General features: G+C 40.8%; 17 protein-coding genes. 4 read left to right on the top strand and 13 right to left on the bottom strand.

The features are described from left to right. Positions 1 to 7 precede the first annotated feature (7 nt). The 13 genes from B9Y69_RS07110 to B9Y69_RS07050 form a co-directional block, all read right to left on the bottom strand. The gene (locus tag B9Y69_RS07110; RefSeq protein WP_085472326.1) at positions 8 to 799 is read right to left on the bottom strand and encodes a DUF3108 domain-containing protein; all 792 of its coding nucleotides are present in this window, start codon (positions 797 to 799) and stop codon (positions 8 to 10) included. Positions 800 to 830: 31 nt separating this feature from the next. Further along, positions 831 to 1,346, bottom strand: coding sequence for a DUF2480 family protein (locus B9Y69_RS07105; protein WP_085472325.1), 516 nt, complete (start codon positions 1,344 to 1,346; stop codon positions 831 to 833). 58 nt (positions 1,347 to 1,404) lie between these two features. Then, positions 1,405 to 3,513, bottom strand: coding sequence for a peptidylprolyl isomerase (locus B9Y69_RS07100; protein WP_085472324.1), 2,109 nt, complete (start codon positions 3,511 to 3,513; stop codon positions 1,405 to 1,407). Positions 3,514 to 3,747: 234 nt separating this feature from the next. Continuing rightward, positions 3,748 to 4,353 carry an LPS export ABC transporter periplasmic protein LptC gene (gene lptC / locus B9Y69_RS07095; protein ID WP_085472323.1) on the bottom strand — a complete coding sequence of 202 codons (606 nt, stop codon included), beginning with the start codon at positions 4,351 to 4,353 and terminating at the stop codon, positions 3,748 to 3,750. 5 nt (positions 4,354 to 4,358) lie between these two features. After that, a complete protein-coding gene (locus B9Y69_RS07090; RefSeq protein WP_085472322.1) occupies positions 4,359 to 5,681 on the bottom strand; it encodes a BamG family beta-barrel-assembly machinery protein in 1,323 nt (440 codons plus the stop codon). 200 nt (positions 5,682 to 5,881) lie between these two features. Then, positions 5,882 to 6,865, bottom strand: coding sequence for a DUF6427 family protein (locus B9Y69_RS07085; protein ID WP_085472321.1), 984 nt, complete (start codon positions 6,863 to 6,865; stop codon positions 5,882 to 5,884). 40 nt (positions 6,866 to 6,905) lie between these two features. Beyond that, complete coding sequence (locus tag B9Y69_RS07080) at positions 6,906 to 7,103, bottom strand: CcmD family protein (protein ID WP_085472320.1); 198 nt, start codon at positions 7,101 to 7,103, stop codon at positions 6,906 to 6,908. Positions 7,104 to 7,119: 16 nt separating this feature from the next. Next, positions 7,120 to 7,785, bottom strand: a complete 666-nt coding sequence (gene ccsA, locus B9Y69_RS07075) for a cytochrome c biogenesis protein (RefSeq protein ID WP_085472319.1) — start codon at positions 7,783 to 7,785, stop codon at positions 7,120 to 7,122. 17 nt (positions 7,786 to 7,802) lie between these two features. Further along, positions 7,803 to 8,462, bottom strand: a complete 660-nt coding sequence (locus B9Y69_RS07070) for a heme exporter protein CcmB (RefSeq protein ID WP_085472318.1) — start codon at positions 8,460 to 8,462, stop codon at positions 7,803 to 7,805. An 87-nt stretch (positions 8,463 to 8,549) separates the two neighbouring features. Then, positions 8,550 to 8,924 (bottom strand): hypothetical protein, encoded by a 375-nt coding sequence (locus B9Y69_RS07065; protein WP_085472317.1) that lies wholly within the window; start codon positions 8,922 to 8,924, stop codon positions 8,550 to 8,552. Positions 8,925 to 9,076: 152 nt separating this feature from the next. Then, complete coding sequence (locus tag B9Y69_RS07060; protein WP_085472316.1) at positions 9,077 to 10,912, bottom strand: ABC transporter ATP-binding protein; 1,836 nt, start codon at positions 10,910 to 10,912, stop codon at positions 9,077 to 9,079. A gap of 57 nt (positions 10,913 to 10,969) precedes the next feature. Next, positions 10,970 to 11,518, bottom strand: coding sequence for a hypothetical protein (locus B9Y69_RS07055; RefSeq protein WP_144036522.1), 549 nt, complete (start codon positions 11,516 to 11,518; stop codon positions 10,970 to 10,972). 101 nt (positions 11,519 to 11,619) lie between these two features. Continuing rightward, entirely contained in the window at positions 11,620 to 12,405 is a 786-nt protein-coding gene (locus tag B9Y69_RS07050) for an SAM hydrolase/SAM-dependent halogenase family protein (protein ID WP_085472314.1), read from the bottom strand. Positions 12,406 to 12,731: 326 nt separating this feature from the next. On the opposite strand from B9Y69_RS07050, the gene B9Y69_RS07045 reads away from it, so the two are divergent. The 4 genes from B9Y69_RS07045 to B9Y69_RS07030 are packed head-to-tail and all read left to right on the top strand — an operon-like array spanning position 12,732 to position 15,988. Continuing rightward, entirely contained in the window at positions 12,732 to 13,697 is a 966-nt protein-coding gene (locus B9Y69_RS07045) for a PhoH family protein (protein ID WP_085472313.1), read from the top strand. A gap of 36 nt (positions 13,698 to 13,733) precedes the next feature. Beyond that, a complete protein-coding gene (locus tag B9Y69_RS07040) occupies positions 13,734 to 14,681 on the top strand; it encodes a phosphoribosylaminoimidazolesuccinocarboxamide synthase (protein ID WP_085472312.1) in 948 nt (315 codons plus the stop codon). An 18-nt stretch (positions 14,682 to 14,699) separates the two neighbouring features. Next, positions 14,700 to 15,071 (top strand): STAS domain-containing protein, encoded by a 372-nt coding sequence (locus B9Y69_RS07035; protein WP_085472311.1) that lies wholly within the window; start codon positions 14,700 to 14,702, stop codon positions 15,069 to 15,071. Positions 15,072 to 15,073: 2 nt separating this feature from the next. After that, entirely contained in the window at positions 15,074 to 15,988 is a 915-nt protein-coding gene (locus tag B9Y69_RS07030) for a ribonuclease Z (RefSeq protein ID WP_085472310.1), read from the top strand. The last annotated feature ends 38 nt before the right edge of the window (positions 15,989 to 16,026 follow it).

Here is a 16,026-nt window from a genome sequence, read left to right as displayed (position 1 = left end):
AATAATTTTATTTTGAATAGCTTACACGCTCGCCTAGTTTATACTTTAAACCGCTTGCTTGTACAAGTTCCATGGTAATAGAACCTATTAATATTTCCACTTGTGCTTTAACCGGAATACGGTTGCCATCGTTGGTGACCCAAAGGAAGAGCTGGCTGTTTTTCTTGAATATTCGACCTGGAGTTATCTCGGGACTTAATTTGATACATTCAATTGTACCTAATGTTGTTTTTATTTTTTCAACTCCTATATATTTTACCCCCAGTTGTGCTACCTCGTCGTTTAGAAAATAAGAGATCTTGAAGGTGTCGTTTTTTTTCAAAGAAGAAAGATCTAAATTCCTTGAAAAGTAGTATGCCGATAGTAAATCAAAAAACTGGGAAGTAGGACTTTTAAAAGTTCCTTTTCTACCCGATACACTTTTATTCTTATGATCAAATGTAGCATACTCCTTACGCGTATAACGGCCTTCATGTATATCTTCCGTATACAGATAGGGCAGGTAATTGTCGGCATCAATGTAAGAGTCGTATTGGTTTTTTACAGTATAAAAAACAGAAAACGCACCTGAAGTTTGTCCGAAAGCAGATAAGTGAAATGCATTTGGGTTACTAAAACGAAGTTTAGATTTCTGTACTTGTAGTGTCCCTGTAGCTGCTGAGATAATGCCGTAACGTAACTTATACGTAAGCTTTTCTCCTTCCTTATATGTAGGGTCAGGAAGGTAAGGCAGGGTTTGCGCTTGCGCCCAAGATAGGGAACTAAAGACTAGGAAAATAAGTAGGTAGAGTTTTCTCATAATTTATTCGACCAATAAAGATGCCAATAGTTTAGGCTTTACGTTTAAATACCGGTACCGTAGAGCAGGGTTCACCATACATAATGCTCTTGGCCACCTTTGTCAATTCGACTGTAAATTGGACAAATGCTGATTCAGGCACATAGATATCGCCACACCCTTTAACGACAACACGTTGATCGGTGTACTGGGCATAGTCGATCCCACGCAGTGCGTCGTGGAATAATGTGCTTCGTACTTCTGTCTCGGATCCAAAGTGTACGGTCTTCGCAAAGGGAGATAGCTTATTTGCCAATAACATATAAGCCCATGTTGGAACGATAGCATCCGTGGAACAAATGATAGCGATATGTTTTCCGGCGTATTGCTCCCAATCATGGTTTTTGATAAATTCGCGAAAATCTTTCTCTTTTAGGATCAGTTCGTGGAATAGGTTGTCCTTGATATCATAGATAACAATATCTTCCTTTGGTGCGTAATCCGCCAGATCAATCGTCATTAACCCACTCTGTGCAACCTTATTTACAATATTTTCTTGGATATCCATGTGCTGTCAAAAAAAAAGCCGGACAATATTGTCCGGCTATAAAGTTAACGAATATATCTTAATAGAATTTAATGCGATTGTCATCAATATCCGCTTTACTTTGTAAGGCTTGATAGATGGCACTCCATGAACGCTGTGCTCTTGAAGTTTGCATTTGTTTCTTTTGATTGTTCATATCACTTGCTACAAGTTCAGCTGGGTTTGTAAAGCCAACTACTTGTACTGCATAAACTCCTTGTGCTCCTTTAACAGATTTAGATACTTTATTTGGTTGTAAACCGAATGCTGTTCCTACTACTGCAGGCTCTAGAGCTACACCTGGTAAAACTGGATTTGCTAATACAATGTTTTCAACATTGATTGCTGCTTTTCCGATTTTTTGTGCCGCTTGATCGATGGTAGAAGCACCAGCTAAGGCATTGTTAAGTTTCTCCGTAAGCATTTTAGCTTTCACTTCATTTCTTACTTGAACTTCAATATGTGGTTTTACAGCTTCTAAAGATAATAGTCCTTTAGGTTGAATATCTGAAACACGTGCTACGATAAAGTTGTGATCTGTTTCAAAAACTTTTTCAGAGATATCACCTTTCTTCGCCTCAAATGCCCAACGAACCAAGTCACGTGGCACTTCCGTTCCATTGAAGTTATTGTCCATTGCAATAGCGCGGTCCACTTTCTGTAAACTTACACCTTGTTTGCTTGCCACTTCAGTGAAATTTTTGCTATTAGCATCAGCAAAGAAATTGTTTGCTTTTGTATAAGCCGCATCTGTTGTTGCTTTTCCACTCGTAATCGCTTTGTCAACAATTGCCGCTTTAACGATCTTAGAATTACCAATTTGTTTTTCGATTTTGATAATGTGCGTACCAAAACGGCTGTTTACTACAACAACATCTCCTGCTTTACCCGAGAATACGGCTTCATCAAATTCAGGAACCATTTGTCCACGAGCGAAAGTACCTAGGTCACCACCATTTACTTTACTACCTTGATCCGTACTAAACTGAACGGCAAGAGCAGCAAAACTTTCTCCTTTTTGGATTAAACCTTTAATTGAATCTGCTTTTACCTTAGCTTTATCAACACCACCTTCAGCTGTTGCATTCAAAAGAATGTGTGCCGCTTTCACTGAATCTGGGCTGAATTTAGCATCTGCAATTTTAGCGATTTCGTAGGCTCCGTTTGAAAGGAATGGACCTACAGTGGTACCTACGGCAGCATTGAAAATAACAGAATCTAGTGCCGGACTAACTTGTCCTTTGCGGATATACGTGAAAGGATGTTTCGTGTCCGAATTAGAAACAACAAAAAGAGAGTCATTTGTTGAAGCAATTAACTGCGCTTTTAACTGATCGATTGTTGATTTCGTTGCAGCGCTATCATTAGCCGTTGGTTTTGCATCAAACAATACGTACTCAATTGTTCTACTTTCTTCTGGGTTTTTGAAACCATTTTTATGTTGATCGTAGTATGCTTTGTAATCTGCATCTGTCAATTTGATCTCAGAATCTTTCACTGTAGAGTAGTCTAACATCAAGTATTTGAAGTTAGCCAGTTTGTTACGTTGGTTATATTCTTCTTGAGCCTCAAGCGCTGTTACATAAACACTGCTGCTAAGCAAGTTGGAGTATTTTTGGTTTAAACGCTCATTTTTGATGTTTTCCAAAAGTGTTTCCCACTGCTGACGCATTTCAGGCGTACCTTGAGTAGAGATTTGAGAAAGGAAAGTTGTTAACTGGTTTCTGTCAAACATACCCGTTTCTGGGTTTGTAAAAGCTTGGATAATTTGCGGAGATGGGTTTTTCCCACTGACTAGCGCATTTAACTCGTCTTTACTAACAGAAAGTCCAATTTTACCAATCTCTTGCTTTAAGAGCTCTTGTGATACAAATTGATTCCATACCTGTTGTACGGCATAGCTTCTGATTTGTGGCGAAGCAGCGCCCCCCATTTGTTGTTGGTACATGGCCGTTGTTTGGTCGACCTGTGCATTGAAGGCTTGATAGTCGATAGACTCGCCATTTACATTACCAACTTGATTTTGACTTTTCATCCAAAAAGGAGTTCCCATATTGATGATGTCTCCCAACAAAAACGCAACAATTGCTAAACCAATGATGGTTACTACTAACCCAGCTCGGTTTCGCAAATAGCTCATTAATCCCATAGTCTGTATACTGTGTTTATTTTTAAATGCTTAATATTTTTGTTCTTTTTCAAGGTTAATTGGAGCGATTCAATACCTCCGTTTGATTTGTTGGCGACCAGCTAATCATAAGGTTTTTAGTGCGTTAATAGACCTCTATTAAAAACAAGGCGCAAGATACAACTTTTATGAAAAAAAAGTGTAAAAAATGTGCCGTGATAAAAACTTAATTTATGAATAATGGTTTTGCATTGTTTAATTGCCAAACATTGGAAATTGATTTTGGGAAGATGGGATATAATAACCACTCATATTCTGTCCGTCAATTTTCTTAAAGTCTGTATCGGAGATAAAGGAAGTCGCCTGTAAACTACCACGTTCGTCTTTGAAGTCAAAGGTGATAGGCACGGTGTTGTAATATATTTTTTTCTTTTCGTCAAAGAAAAGCTCCTCGGTTTTGATAATAGAACCATCCGCCATATTAACGACGACATTTTTTCGAAATTCGGTGATGCCTTCATTATTACGTTGCACGGCATAATCTGATTTTATGCGCTGCGCTTCCTTTCCGTTGACATCAAAAAAGCGTACCAGAACTCCCTTTCTAAATTCAAATTTACCCGTGCTGTCAGGATACTCCCGCAGCTCGGGGCCCGTAAGCTCTGCCTTAACAACAGCAGAGTCGCTGTATATTACGTTGACGTGCTTGGAGATGTTTACGTTCTCCTCTGCTTTAATGTTTGCAATACGGTCTACCTCTTTGAGGTCATTCTCACAGGAAAAAAATAAGAGTGCCCCTACCGCATAAAAGACGGAGAGGGGCATACTTGTTTTTATTTTGGAGCACAAACGATGCTTCATACGTTTTAATCTAAGCTACGACGGATAAACCACGAATCGTTAATCGTAAATCCAAGGTTTATATTAATATACCGCTCCCGTACTAAATTGTTTTTCAGAGTTCCCTGCTGGCCAAATTCTGCGGATATATTAACCTGCGAGAATGTACGGCCAAAGTTTGATTCAGGTAACGGTAAGCCTAAACCGATTGTTACGGCCATATCGTTAATCTGTTGATTGCGGAAAACGACAGGTGTCTGATTATATCGGAAGCCAAGTCTGTAGTCTACTTGATTCAAGTACCTAACAGATGTAGGATCCGGTTTGATCTGTCCACCGACAGCGAAACCATAACTTTTTCCAAGCTTATTTTCGCCATCACGAACTTGATATTTACTCCAATCGGCATACTTGAAGTCCGCACCAACCATCCAGTTGTATCCTTTAGAAAGGGTTACACCAAAATTGTGTTTTAGTGGTAGATTAAGCTTTCTGTTACCAACCTGATAAATACTGGTTGTATCTAATGGTGGAGCTTCATAATCTTCTTCAAAGCTAGGTTCCGATATGGTTACCATGCGGTTTGTTTTCGCTGTTATTTGGTTGTCTAAAGATCCAGAGTAACCTACGGTTAGGTTGTATTTGCGACCGAGAGACTTACTATATTGCACACCGTAATCGAAGGACGCTCCTCGGATGTTACGTGTTGTTTTTTGTTGGGTTTGGTAGGCGCCTAATGCATTAGGGAATTCTACTTTTGTAATATCATACAGGTTACCAAATAAGAAACCTACGTTTGCACCAATGCTCAATCCTTTGATTGGAGAAACACCGTACCCTAAGAACGCTTTATTAACACCACCTTGGCCTTCGATTAAGGTTCTGTAGTTTAAGGTATCAATAGATTGCGTTGATGTTGCTGAATATCCGACATCAGAGAATGGAAGTAAGCCAAAAGCAAGACCACCAAATTTGTTTAACGGAATTCCTATTGCAATATGACTGAACGCGAAATCGGCTGTGTTGTCGCTGCTTTCGTTTTTGGATAACTGGGTTAAGTTCCCATAAAGACCAGCTTCCATGATTGTTCTATTCATTGCCGAATAGGATGCAGGATTAGATAGATTCAATGTGGGCAATCCGTTCAGGTATCTTACACCGGTTGAAACACCTCCCATTGCTCGCGTTTGTGGCAAAAGATCCTCCCGCATTTGCCCTAATCCAAATTGGGAGTAAGGGGAATGAGAAGTGGACTTTTGAGCGTATGCTTGTTGTACACTCAACAAACTCAAGCCTAGCAATAACTGACTCGCTATTTTGGAAAACGTTCCTTTAAACAGTATGTGCATATATATATTGGTGTTACATTTTGCTACTTGCCACCGTGTCCCGCTGTTTACCTTTAGGTATTTTTTAAGAGGTCAGGTATAATAATGAGACTTTTGCTAAAATGATTGCTTTTTCAAAATTTGATACAAAACTATCTAATTTTTAATTATTCCTTTAGTTCAAATTGTTAAAAAAGGTTAATCATCTATTGTTCAAGTGGTTAAATAAATTGAAAGTAAATGATTGTTAATATGATAATTAGATATAAGACTTCGTAGACCCATTTCGATTTTGAATTGGTAAAATAGAATGCTAAATAGATAGCGACAGGCGGGGCACACAATAGAAAGTGGTTAATGGTAATATGACTGTTCAAGTAAAAGGATCCTATGGTAAGGAGGATCATAAAGAACAGTAATTGGAAAGATTTACGGAGATGAACCACACTTTTGAAAAAATGATCCTTCAGTACATAGAGGAAAAATAGGAGTGCGACAAATATTGGAGCGGTTACCAGGTAGTCGTACAAATTAAGTCCTAGTTCAGTGGGGAAGAAGTACCCTAAAGGCTTAAAAATAAGATAAAACTCGGCTATTCTATCGATCCAAAGGTAGATAACGCCGAGAAGAAAATAAATGGTGATAAAGCCCAATAAGGGAGTAATCCATTCGCGCCAATTAAAAGGGCGAAAAATAACCAAGCTAATCCATAGAAGGAGCATCATCACGATAAATGGAAAGTAAATGAGACTACCTATAGCCACAATAAGACCCAAGTCAAACATTAAGCCTTTCACATCAGAAAGTTTGTAGATGTTAAACAGCTTTCCAAGCATCCAGATAGTAATGAAATTACAGATTAACGGAGGCGATAAAACTAAAAAGGGAGGGAATAGGCTCACCAATGTCATGTACAATAGAGCTACCGTAAAATTTGGTTTGCCCAGAAAGTTGAAATGATTGATGATACTGTTCAGGAAGAATGCCTGCAATAATGTGAGCGCTAGTGTTGTAAATACGTTCTGCGCCGGTGTGAGATTATCGCCAATTTTTAACCCGATCAGGTTGTTGACCGCCGGTTCTAAAAATACAGGGACAATCTTCGGGGGTAAATGAAGAAAAATACCTAAGCACAGAATAAGCCCCATGATGGAAACAAACAGGATGTTGAACGGTGTAAATTTCCGATGTTGGGCTATAATCATGGTGTACTCTTTTAAGGTGTTAATATCAGCATAGCAGATATTATTTTTCTAATTTTTTAATACGTCTATCTAATGTGAAAAGGTAAATTCCAAGAACGGCAAAGATTGTCAGTAGTACCAAAACTACAACGTAAATTTTTCCTGAGCTACGTAATCCCGTTGCCATATCAATTTCGCCTTGTGCATACGTGCTTGCACTGATAAGCAACATTAGAAATAAAGCGAGTTTATTTTTCATCTTTAACTATTTTAAACTAATCAATTTGATTTCTTTTGTTTTCGATCAATCGAACTCGGTACCGTAAAGTACAAATCCAAGTGCCTACTAATATCCAACCGATCACAGCGGTATAAAAGACAGGGCGCATATTGTTGTTCATGTCGAGGTCCCCAAAGGTGCCATTACCTCCGCTACCTGGATGCAAAGAGTCTGTCAGCTTCGGTAGAATGTACAATAAAACAACCATGACTGGAAAGGCAAAAATATTGTATATAGCAGATATTTTCGCTCTTTTTTGTTCTTCTTCTAGGGCATTGCGTAGTACGAGATAGGCCAAATACATCAATGTGGCGATGGCTGAACCATTTAATTTTGGATCGTTAGGCCACGGTTCACCCCATGTAATATTTGCCCATAACATACCGGTCAGTAAACCCATTGCACAGAATACAATCCCTGTGTTTACGGCCTCTACAGCCATAAGATCATGTTCTACTTTACCTGAATTTAGGTATTTAATGCTATAGATAACAGATATTAGATACAATGTTAACATCGTAAACCACATCGGCACGTGAAAGTACACATTCCGGATGGTTTCATGCAAGATAGGTAGGACGGGAACAGGGCCTAATAAACCGCCTATAATAGCTGTCGCTATCATCAGTAGCCCTAATATTTTCCACCAAGATTTTCTCATCGTTGAAAATTATAGAATTAATCACGCCAAAGGTAAGGAAATAACAACAAAGAAATTGTAATCGTAATTACATTAATTGCCAAAAGAACCAATATTTCGTTGGTCGAAATAGCGCGATCCAACCCCTGCATGGCATTGTTGGAAAGTTTAATTAGCACGATCAACAAAGGGATGATTACCGGGAAGCTCAGAATGGCCATCATGGTGCTATTGTTTCCTGTTTTGGCACTAATACCTGATACCATGGTAAAGACTGTAGCGAAACTGAAACTGCCGATTAGTACCGCGAGAAGATATAACAACGGGTCGCCAATCGGGTTTTTAAATACGACAGCATAAAAGGTGAAAGCAATCAGTGAGAGAAAAACCATCAAGATGCTATTGTAGACGATCTTTCCGAGAATGACGGCTTTCGGGCTTACAATGGTATAATAGTAGAGCTGCCTGTAGGTGCTTTCTTGCACGAAAGAACGACTGATTGCATTTATGCTGGCAAAGAGAAGGATAATCCAGAACAAAGCATTCCAAATAGGAGCGTCCACAGACTTGAAAGCTTGATAGCAAACAAAGACTGTGGACACCACATATAGTAAAATACCGTTGATAGCGTACTTAGCACGCCATTCGAGGATTAAATCCTTGTATACTAAAACTTTTACTTGTTGGAGTAAGTTCATGCACCGCAAAGATAGTAATACTTCAGTTTGGATGTCTGGAAAACTCCCGAAAATAAGTAGAATAATATACGCGTCGTTTTTCTACGGTTATGCTTTTTTGATTTCAGATTTGGCGTCATCAATCGCATCATGTGCTTTTGAAGCAGCATCTTTGGCTGCATCGGATGCTTTATTTACCCATTGACTGGCTTTTTCCGACGCTACCTCGAAAGCGTGCTTACCCGCTTCTTTGGCTTTTTCTGTTAATTCATGCAAATCTCTCTTGGCTTCACGTGCAAGTTTAGCTGCTTTTTTACTTTCTTTCTCCGAAAGCTCTTTAAGCGACTTCGATAACCCTTTTACACTTTTATTCGCTTTGTCCATTTGTCGTTTGCCATCCTCTGTTGCTAGCAAATAATAAGCCGCAGCACCCGCGGCTAGCCCGAGTAGCGCAAATGCTAGTAATCCATTTTTCTTTTCCATGATATGTATACTTTTTTATGTTTAATAAACATTATTCTGAAACTGTAGTAGGAAGTAAGTGGCTTTGAGAAAAGCCTCTTCTGCTAACAGCCCATAATACACGAACAAAAATGGTGCACAAAAGTTTTGAACAGCAATGGATTTAACAGAAATTAACGAACAAGCTCTTCGGCAGACTGTATGGCGTAGAGGTGATGGTACAGGCCGCTTCGTTTGGCCATTAGTTCAGCATGGGTTCCTATCTCCGATACGGTTCCATTTTCAACAACGACGATGTAGTCGGCATCTTTTATTGTACTGAGTCTATGGGCGATGATGATGGAGGTCCGGTCTTTCATTAACTCTTCGAGTGCCAGTTGTACCAAGCGTTCGGATTCTGAATCCAGTGCCGAGGTAGCTTCGTCTAGAATCAATATAGCCGGGTCTTTCAATAAGGCGCGGGCGATAGCTACACGTTGACGCTGTCCGCCTGAAAGCTTAACCCCACGTTCGCCAACCATCGTGTCATAGCCTTCCGGAAATCCCATAATAAAATCATGCGCATTAGCGCGTTTTGCGGCGTTAATAATATCTTCCGCATCCGCCCCTAAGTGACCGTAGCCAATATTTTCGCGAATGGTTCCGCCAAAGAGCAGAACATCCTGTGGAACAATAGCTACTTGATTTCGAATGTCGGTGAGGCTGTATGATTCACTCGGTTTACCATCGTAAAGGATTGCACCTCTGGTCGGTTTGTAAAACTGAAGAATAAGCGAAGCAATCGTTGATTTTCCCGTCCCACTGGGACCAACAAGAGCAAGTTTCTTGCCTGATTCGACATGAAAGGATATTTCTTTGAGAATGAGCGAATCTGGGCGAGAAGGGTATGCGAAGGCAACCTCCTGAAAGGTGAGCGAACCATTGATATGCTGTTGAATCTCTTTATTGTCAGGAGCGATTTCAATGGCCTCTTTTTCTTCGTCCAATATTTCAAGAACGCGCTCACTGGCGCCTAAGGAACGTTGAATATTCGCATAAAGCTCAGGGAGACTTCCCATGGACCCCGCAACAAACATGGAGTACAGAATATATGTTGTTAGGTTTCCGACAGAGATTTCATGGGCAGCAACGAGGGAAGCGCCATACCAAATCACAACGATGACAGCCCCAAAAATACAGAAGATAATAAAGGAAGCAAAGATACCCCGGTAGGTTGCGCCTTTAACCGCAAGGGCTACCACACTGTCCAGTTTGCGGGAGTACCTGTTCGTTTCATAATATTCATTCACGAAGGCTTTCACATTGCTTATACCAAGCAATGTTTCTTGGACGATGCTATTTGATTCGGCTAGCTGATCTTGCGCTTGGCGCGAAAGGTTCCGAATAAAGCGACCGAAGATAATAGCTGTGACGATAATGATGGGTAATATCGAAAGATTCATTAACGCGAGTTTTGGCGAAACGAATACGAGCAGACACACGCCGAGGCCCAGGCTGATCATTTGACGAAGTACTTCGGCTAATGTTGTCGTTAGGGTGTCTTGGATCTGTGTCAAATCGGCCGATAAGCGACTGTTGAGCTCACCTACTCTGCGGTTCGCGAAGAACTCTATGGGAAGAGTAATTAGTTTATGGTACGTGTCTTTGCGGATATTGGCTAGTGCTTTTTCTGCAATCTCTACAAACAAACGGATTCGACCAAAGGAAACGATGGATTGAAAAAGCAGAATAATCATGGAGATACCACCTATGTACCACACGTTGGCGGGTAACCAGGTGTATGTTTGTCTGCCCTGTGCTGCATCGATCATCGCGCCCAAGAGCGCCGGAAAGGTTAGCATCGTTAAACTCGAAAGGGTTAAAAAAATCATCCCTACCACGAACTTCGTACGGAAGGGTCGTAGGTAAGAAAAAATCTTTAAAGCCTTCTTAATGAGTTCTTTGTTTAACTTTGGTTTGGGTAAATCGTCCGATTGTGTATTCCCACTATTCAATCTCGCTCTCGCCATTAATTACTTTCTTATAAGTAGCAAAAGTACAGTATTATTTATGTGTGCTTATCACTGTTAAGTCACTTTTTTTAGTCGTTTTTTGCTAAAACGTTGATAAATAACAAATAATAGCGATAAAATAATGCCTACCGCGAGATATAAAGCCATATTGCTTTGCTGTTCGCTGGTATCTAACGATTCAATTTCTGTCCGCAACTTATCATTTTCCTGCTGGAGCTTAGAGACCGTTTTCATGTAGGCGGTTACTTGATCATCATATTCTTTAGCGAGTGCTGCATTGCGTTCACTTTGATAATCCTTGATGTCGATTAGTTTCTTCGTTTCAATAAAGATATTATTGTCGGTGATAACAATCTCTTTCAGAATATCAATCGATCGTTGCATATCGGCCGTTGTCTTAAAGATTCCAAATATACCGGTCTTTTTGAGTAGGCTCTCATCGAAATCCCCAAATCGTTTGCTCCGCGCGTCCAATAATTCATTGATGCGGGCTCTTTGGTCCTCAAAAGAGATGGAATCTGCTGTTATATTAGCATGTGCATGGCCTGTGCCGGCTAAGTAAAGACAACACGAGGTGACAAATAGGATAAGAAGTTTGTACATTTTTGTTTTTCTAGTCCAATGTAATTCAAGTGGATTCATATCCAGTTTGACTAAGCCAAACGGATAAGGATTAATTGCGCGAAAAAGGAAGGGGAGAATACCTATGAATCGAGAAATTCGACCATGATAATTTCATCTTGTTGTAACCCCAGCAAGCGGCTGGCGTGACCTTTGTTAATGGCAATCTCTAGGAAATTACTAATGCCGAAAAGACATAACTTTTCTCCTTCAGGAACTTCGTTGTAATGCCAACTCAAGGTATTGATGGTTTCATTACGTTTAAAGTGTAAACGGAAACTACGACCCTTTTGAACCTCATTGAACAACTCTTTACTGATGTTACTGATAACATTTCCAAAAGAATCAATATAAGATACATGACCTTTTATTGTATTGCTGTCTATTAGAGGTTGTACCATAACCTTCTTCAGCGGCTTTTCTATCGGTTGCCCAATTTCCTTGAGTTTTCCGCCGTTGGCAATATGGCAAGCAGCTTTGCTCAGGATGTCTGCCAACGGGAAGTGGAGGTAGCGGAGATCCTGCATAATGTCAATTTCAAATAGTTCCTGTGCTTTCTTCTCGCCCAAGATAATGCTGAATATGCCGTTGTCCGCGCCTACAAAGAAATGATTGTCAAACTTCATCATGGCATAACGTGAGCCTTCTTGAAAGACGGTGTCAATTCCGATCAGATGTACGGTTCCCTTTGGAAAGTAGTGGTATACATTACGAAGAACGACAGCAGCACGCTGAATATCAAATGAAGGAATCTCATGGGTAATATCAATCAAACGGACATCCGGGAGCTGCGAAATGATGCTGCCCTTCAGTGCTGCTTGATAAAAGTCACGATGTCCTAAATCTGTTGTTAGCGTAATTACTCCCATAGTGTGTACCCTCTAAAGATACTAAAAGTTAAAATATTTAAGAGCCGAACTGTCCAAAAAAAAGCTGGAATTGTGCAAAAAACGAATGCATATACAGTGGCCATCAAAAGAGTGGACAAAAGTAACAAAAGAATACACAAAGTCTATTTAATACTGTCAATTTATGTGTTTTTGTAGGTGATAGTTACATCCCATTTGTGGAAAGCTCTGTTTTATAGCTTCTAAGGTGTTGCAAAACAAAAAGTTAATAAAAGGTTGAGAAATATTATGCTGTAGTTCCTGTAAAAAACCATTATATTTATTTCAGAAATTAAATAGACAGCAATTTGAACGAAGTATTAATAAATCTGGATGCCACCAATTTGGTGACATTATGGGGAGCGCAGAATGAGAATTTTGAGCTTATAAAAAAAGGGTTTCCGAAACTTCGTTTGGTGGCACGTGGCAATGAGCTTAAGGTGTTGGGTGAGCAATCTGAACAAGGTCGGTTCCAGTCGGTTTTTCAAGGGGTTTTAAATCATGTTGAGCAATTTCAGTCCTTGAGCTCCATCGAATTGGAAGAGCTGATAGGGCTTCCTATACGAGCAGATCGCCCAGAGGAACGTAAAGAGGGAGGAGAGGCGCAAGTCTTCAAGGGAGAGCCGATTGTGTATGGTCCGAATGGTTTGATTGTTCGTGCAAGAACGCCAAATCAACGCAAGATGGTGGATAGTATCGCAAAAAACGATATCCTTTTTGCCATCGGTCCAGCGGGAACAGGTAAGACCTACACTGCAGTTGCCCTAGCTGTTCGTGCGCTCCGTAATAAAGAAATAAAGCGGATCATATTGACCCGTCCTGCGGTGGAAGCTGGAGAGAATCTGGGGTTCCTGCCAGGCGATCTAAAGGAGAAGGTTGATCCGTATCTACGTCCTTTGTATGATGCGTTGGACGATATGATTCCAGCAGATAAGCTGAAAGATTATATTGAGCGTCGCGTGATTGAGATTGCGCCGCTGGCTTTTATGCGTGGACGTACGTTGGATAATTGTTTCGTGATATTGGATGAGGCACAAAATGCGACGGACATGCAGCTGAAGATGTTCTTGACGCGTATGGGACCTTCTGCGAAGTTTATTGTAACGGGAGATTTAACACAGATTGACTTACCGAAGAAAAGCCAATCAGGATTGGCCACATCGGTCAAGCTATTGGATAATATTGAAGGGATCGAGATCGTGCACTTAAGTGGGGCTGATGTCGTTCGTCATAAGTTGGTGAAACGTATACTGGAAGCATACGGCGATATTTAGAATTTTAATAATTTGGTGCACTTGCACCGCGAGAATATGAATGCAATAAAAGAAACAAATTTTAATTTTGATAAACAGACCGCTTTTTACAAAGGTAAAGTACGTGATGTTTATACAATTGCTGATGACTATTTGGTCATGGTAGCTTCGGATCGAATTTCCGCTTTTGATGTGGTCTTGCCACGTGCAATCCCATATAAGGGGCAGGTATTGAATCAGATTGCTGCTAAATTTTTGGAAGCAACGAAAGACATATTACCAAACTGGGTGATTGCAGTGCCGGATCCAAGTGCTACGATTGGGGTCAAGTGTGAACCTTTCAAGGTGGAGATGGTTATTCGCGGTTACCTGGCAGGACATGCCGCACGGACCTACAAGGAGGGCGGACGTGTGTTGTGTGGTGTAACCTTGCCAGAAGGGTTGAAAGAGAATGATAAGTTGCCACAAACTATTATTACGCCAACAACAAAGGCTGCGGTTGGTCACGATGAAGATATCTCACGTGAAGAAATCATTGCACAGGGTATTGTCAGTGAAGCGGATTACGCCGAACTGGAAAAATATGCACACCAGCTTTTTCAGCGGGGTACCGAAATTGCAAAGGAACGTGGATTGATTTTGGTGGATACCAAGTATGAGTTCGGAAAACGTAATGGAGAAATTTATCTGATGGATGAAATCCATACACCGGATTCCTCCCGTTATTTTTATGCTGAAGGGTATGCGGAAAGACAAGCAAACGGTGAGCCGCAACGTCAGCTATCAAAGGAGTTTGTTCGTCAATGGTTAATTGAGAACGGCTTCCAAGGAAAGGATGGACAACAAGTACCTGAGATGACTGATGCAATTGTAGAATCAATTTCTGCACGCTATATCGAGCTCTATGAGCACATCACAGGTGAAAAATTTCAATATGCAGCCGAAGGGGAGATTGTAGCGCGCGTAGAGCAGAACGTTGCGGCAGCTTTGAAAGAGATCGTATAAAAACTAACAGCTATTGATATGAGGTTTATTGTTGACAAGCATGACCGCTATGTGGTGATAGAGCCCTTAGTGGACTTTTTGGATCGAGAGTCGGCAGCGAAACTGAAAGCCGAGTTTATGTTACGTAGCACAAGTGGTCAACGGAACATTATTCTGGATTTGCATGTCGTGGAAACGGCCGACGAGGATGTTTTGAGGCTTGGACTTTTGGCTCGTCGTCTATGTAAGGAATCCGGCGGATTGTTTATCTTGACCGGTTTGAATCCGAATGTGGTAGACCTGCTTAAGATGTCTAAACTGGAAAACTATTTTAAGATCGCAGAATCCGTCTCTACGGCAGAGGATATGATCTTTGGCAATGAGATCCGTCTAGATTTAAGAGGGGTGTAAGCATGCTACGATTCGAAGTCATGATTTTGGGGAATAGTTCGGCTACGCCTATGTATGGGCGGCACCCTACTTCTCAAGTGTTGAACTTCAATGAACAGCTTTATATGATTGACTGTGGCGAAGGGACGCAAATGCAACTGGCGCGCTATGGTATCAAAAGCAATCGTATAAATCATATCTTTATCAGCCATTTACATGGAGATCATTATTTAGGACTTGTAGGGTTGCTTTCCTCGCAACATTTGATGGGAAGGAAGTCAACCCTACATGTTTATGGTCCGGCGGCATTAGAAGAAATTCTTGCTATTCAGTTCAAGCACTCCGCAACAGTACTACAATACCCGCTCGTTTTCCACCCGACAAATCCGGCTGAAGTGGAGGTTATCCTAGATACGCCCGCGATGAAAGTTACCTCTTTCCCTTTACAACATCGCATTGATTGTACGGGATTTCGTTTTGATGAGGGGCGTCGCAGTGCGACCTTAAATGCAACGTTGGTGGACCAGCTCGACATACCAACCCCATACCTCAAGTTACTTAAGAGAGGGATTGATTATGTGGATCCTGATGGAACTGTTTATTTAGCAAGTGAGCTGACCTATCCTGCGCCGCCGTCACGCAGTTATGCCTTTTGTTCGGACACCTTGATGAACGAAAGTTATTTTGAGACGATCCAGGGAGTAGACCTCTTGTATCATGAATCGACATTTTTACATGATATGGCGGATCGTGCAAAAGAAACATTACATAGTACAGGGCAGGAGGCTGCACAGGTCGCTAGCACCGTGGGAGCAAAAAAGCTTCTTTTGGGACATTTCTCTGCCCGATATCGAGATCTGCAACCCTTTCTGGATGAATCACAACCGTTTTTTGCCAATACTTTGCTCTCGGAGGAAGGCAAATGGTTTTTAGTATAGGGATTTTCTAGATTTTTCCTCATATTTACACGCTCAAC

Source organism: Sphingobacterium psychroaquaticum (assembly GCF_900177625.1).
Taxonomy (GTDB): Bacteria; Bacteroidota; Bacteroidia; order Sphingobacteriales; family Sphingobacteriaceae; genus Sphingobacterium; species Sphingobacterium psychroaquaticum.
The sequence above is the reverse complement of the archived record's forward strand: the minus strand, read 5'-3'. Positions and strand labels throughout refer to the sequence as shown.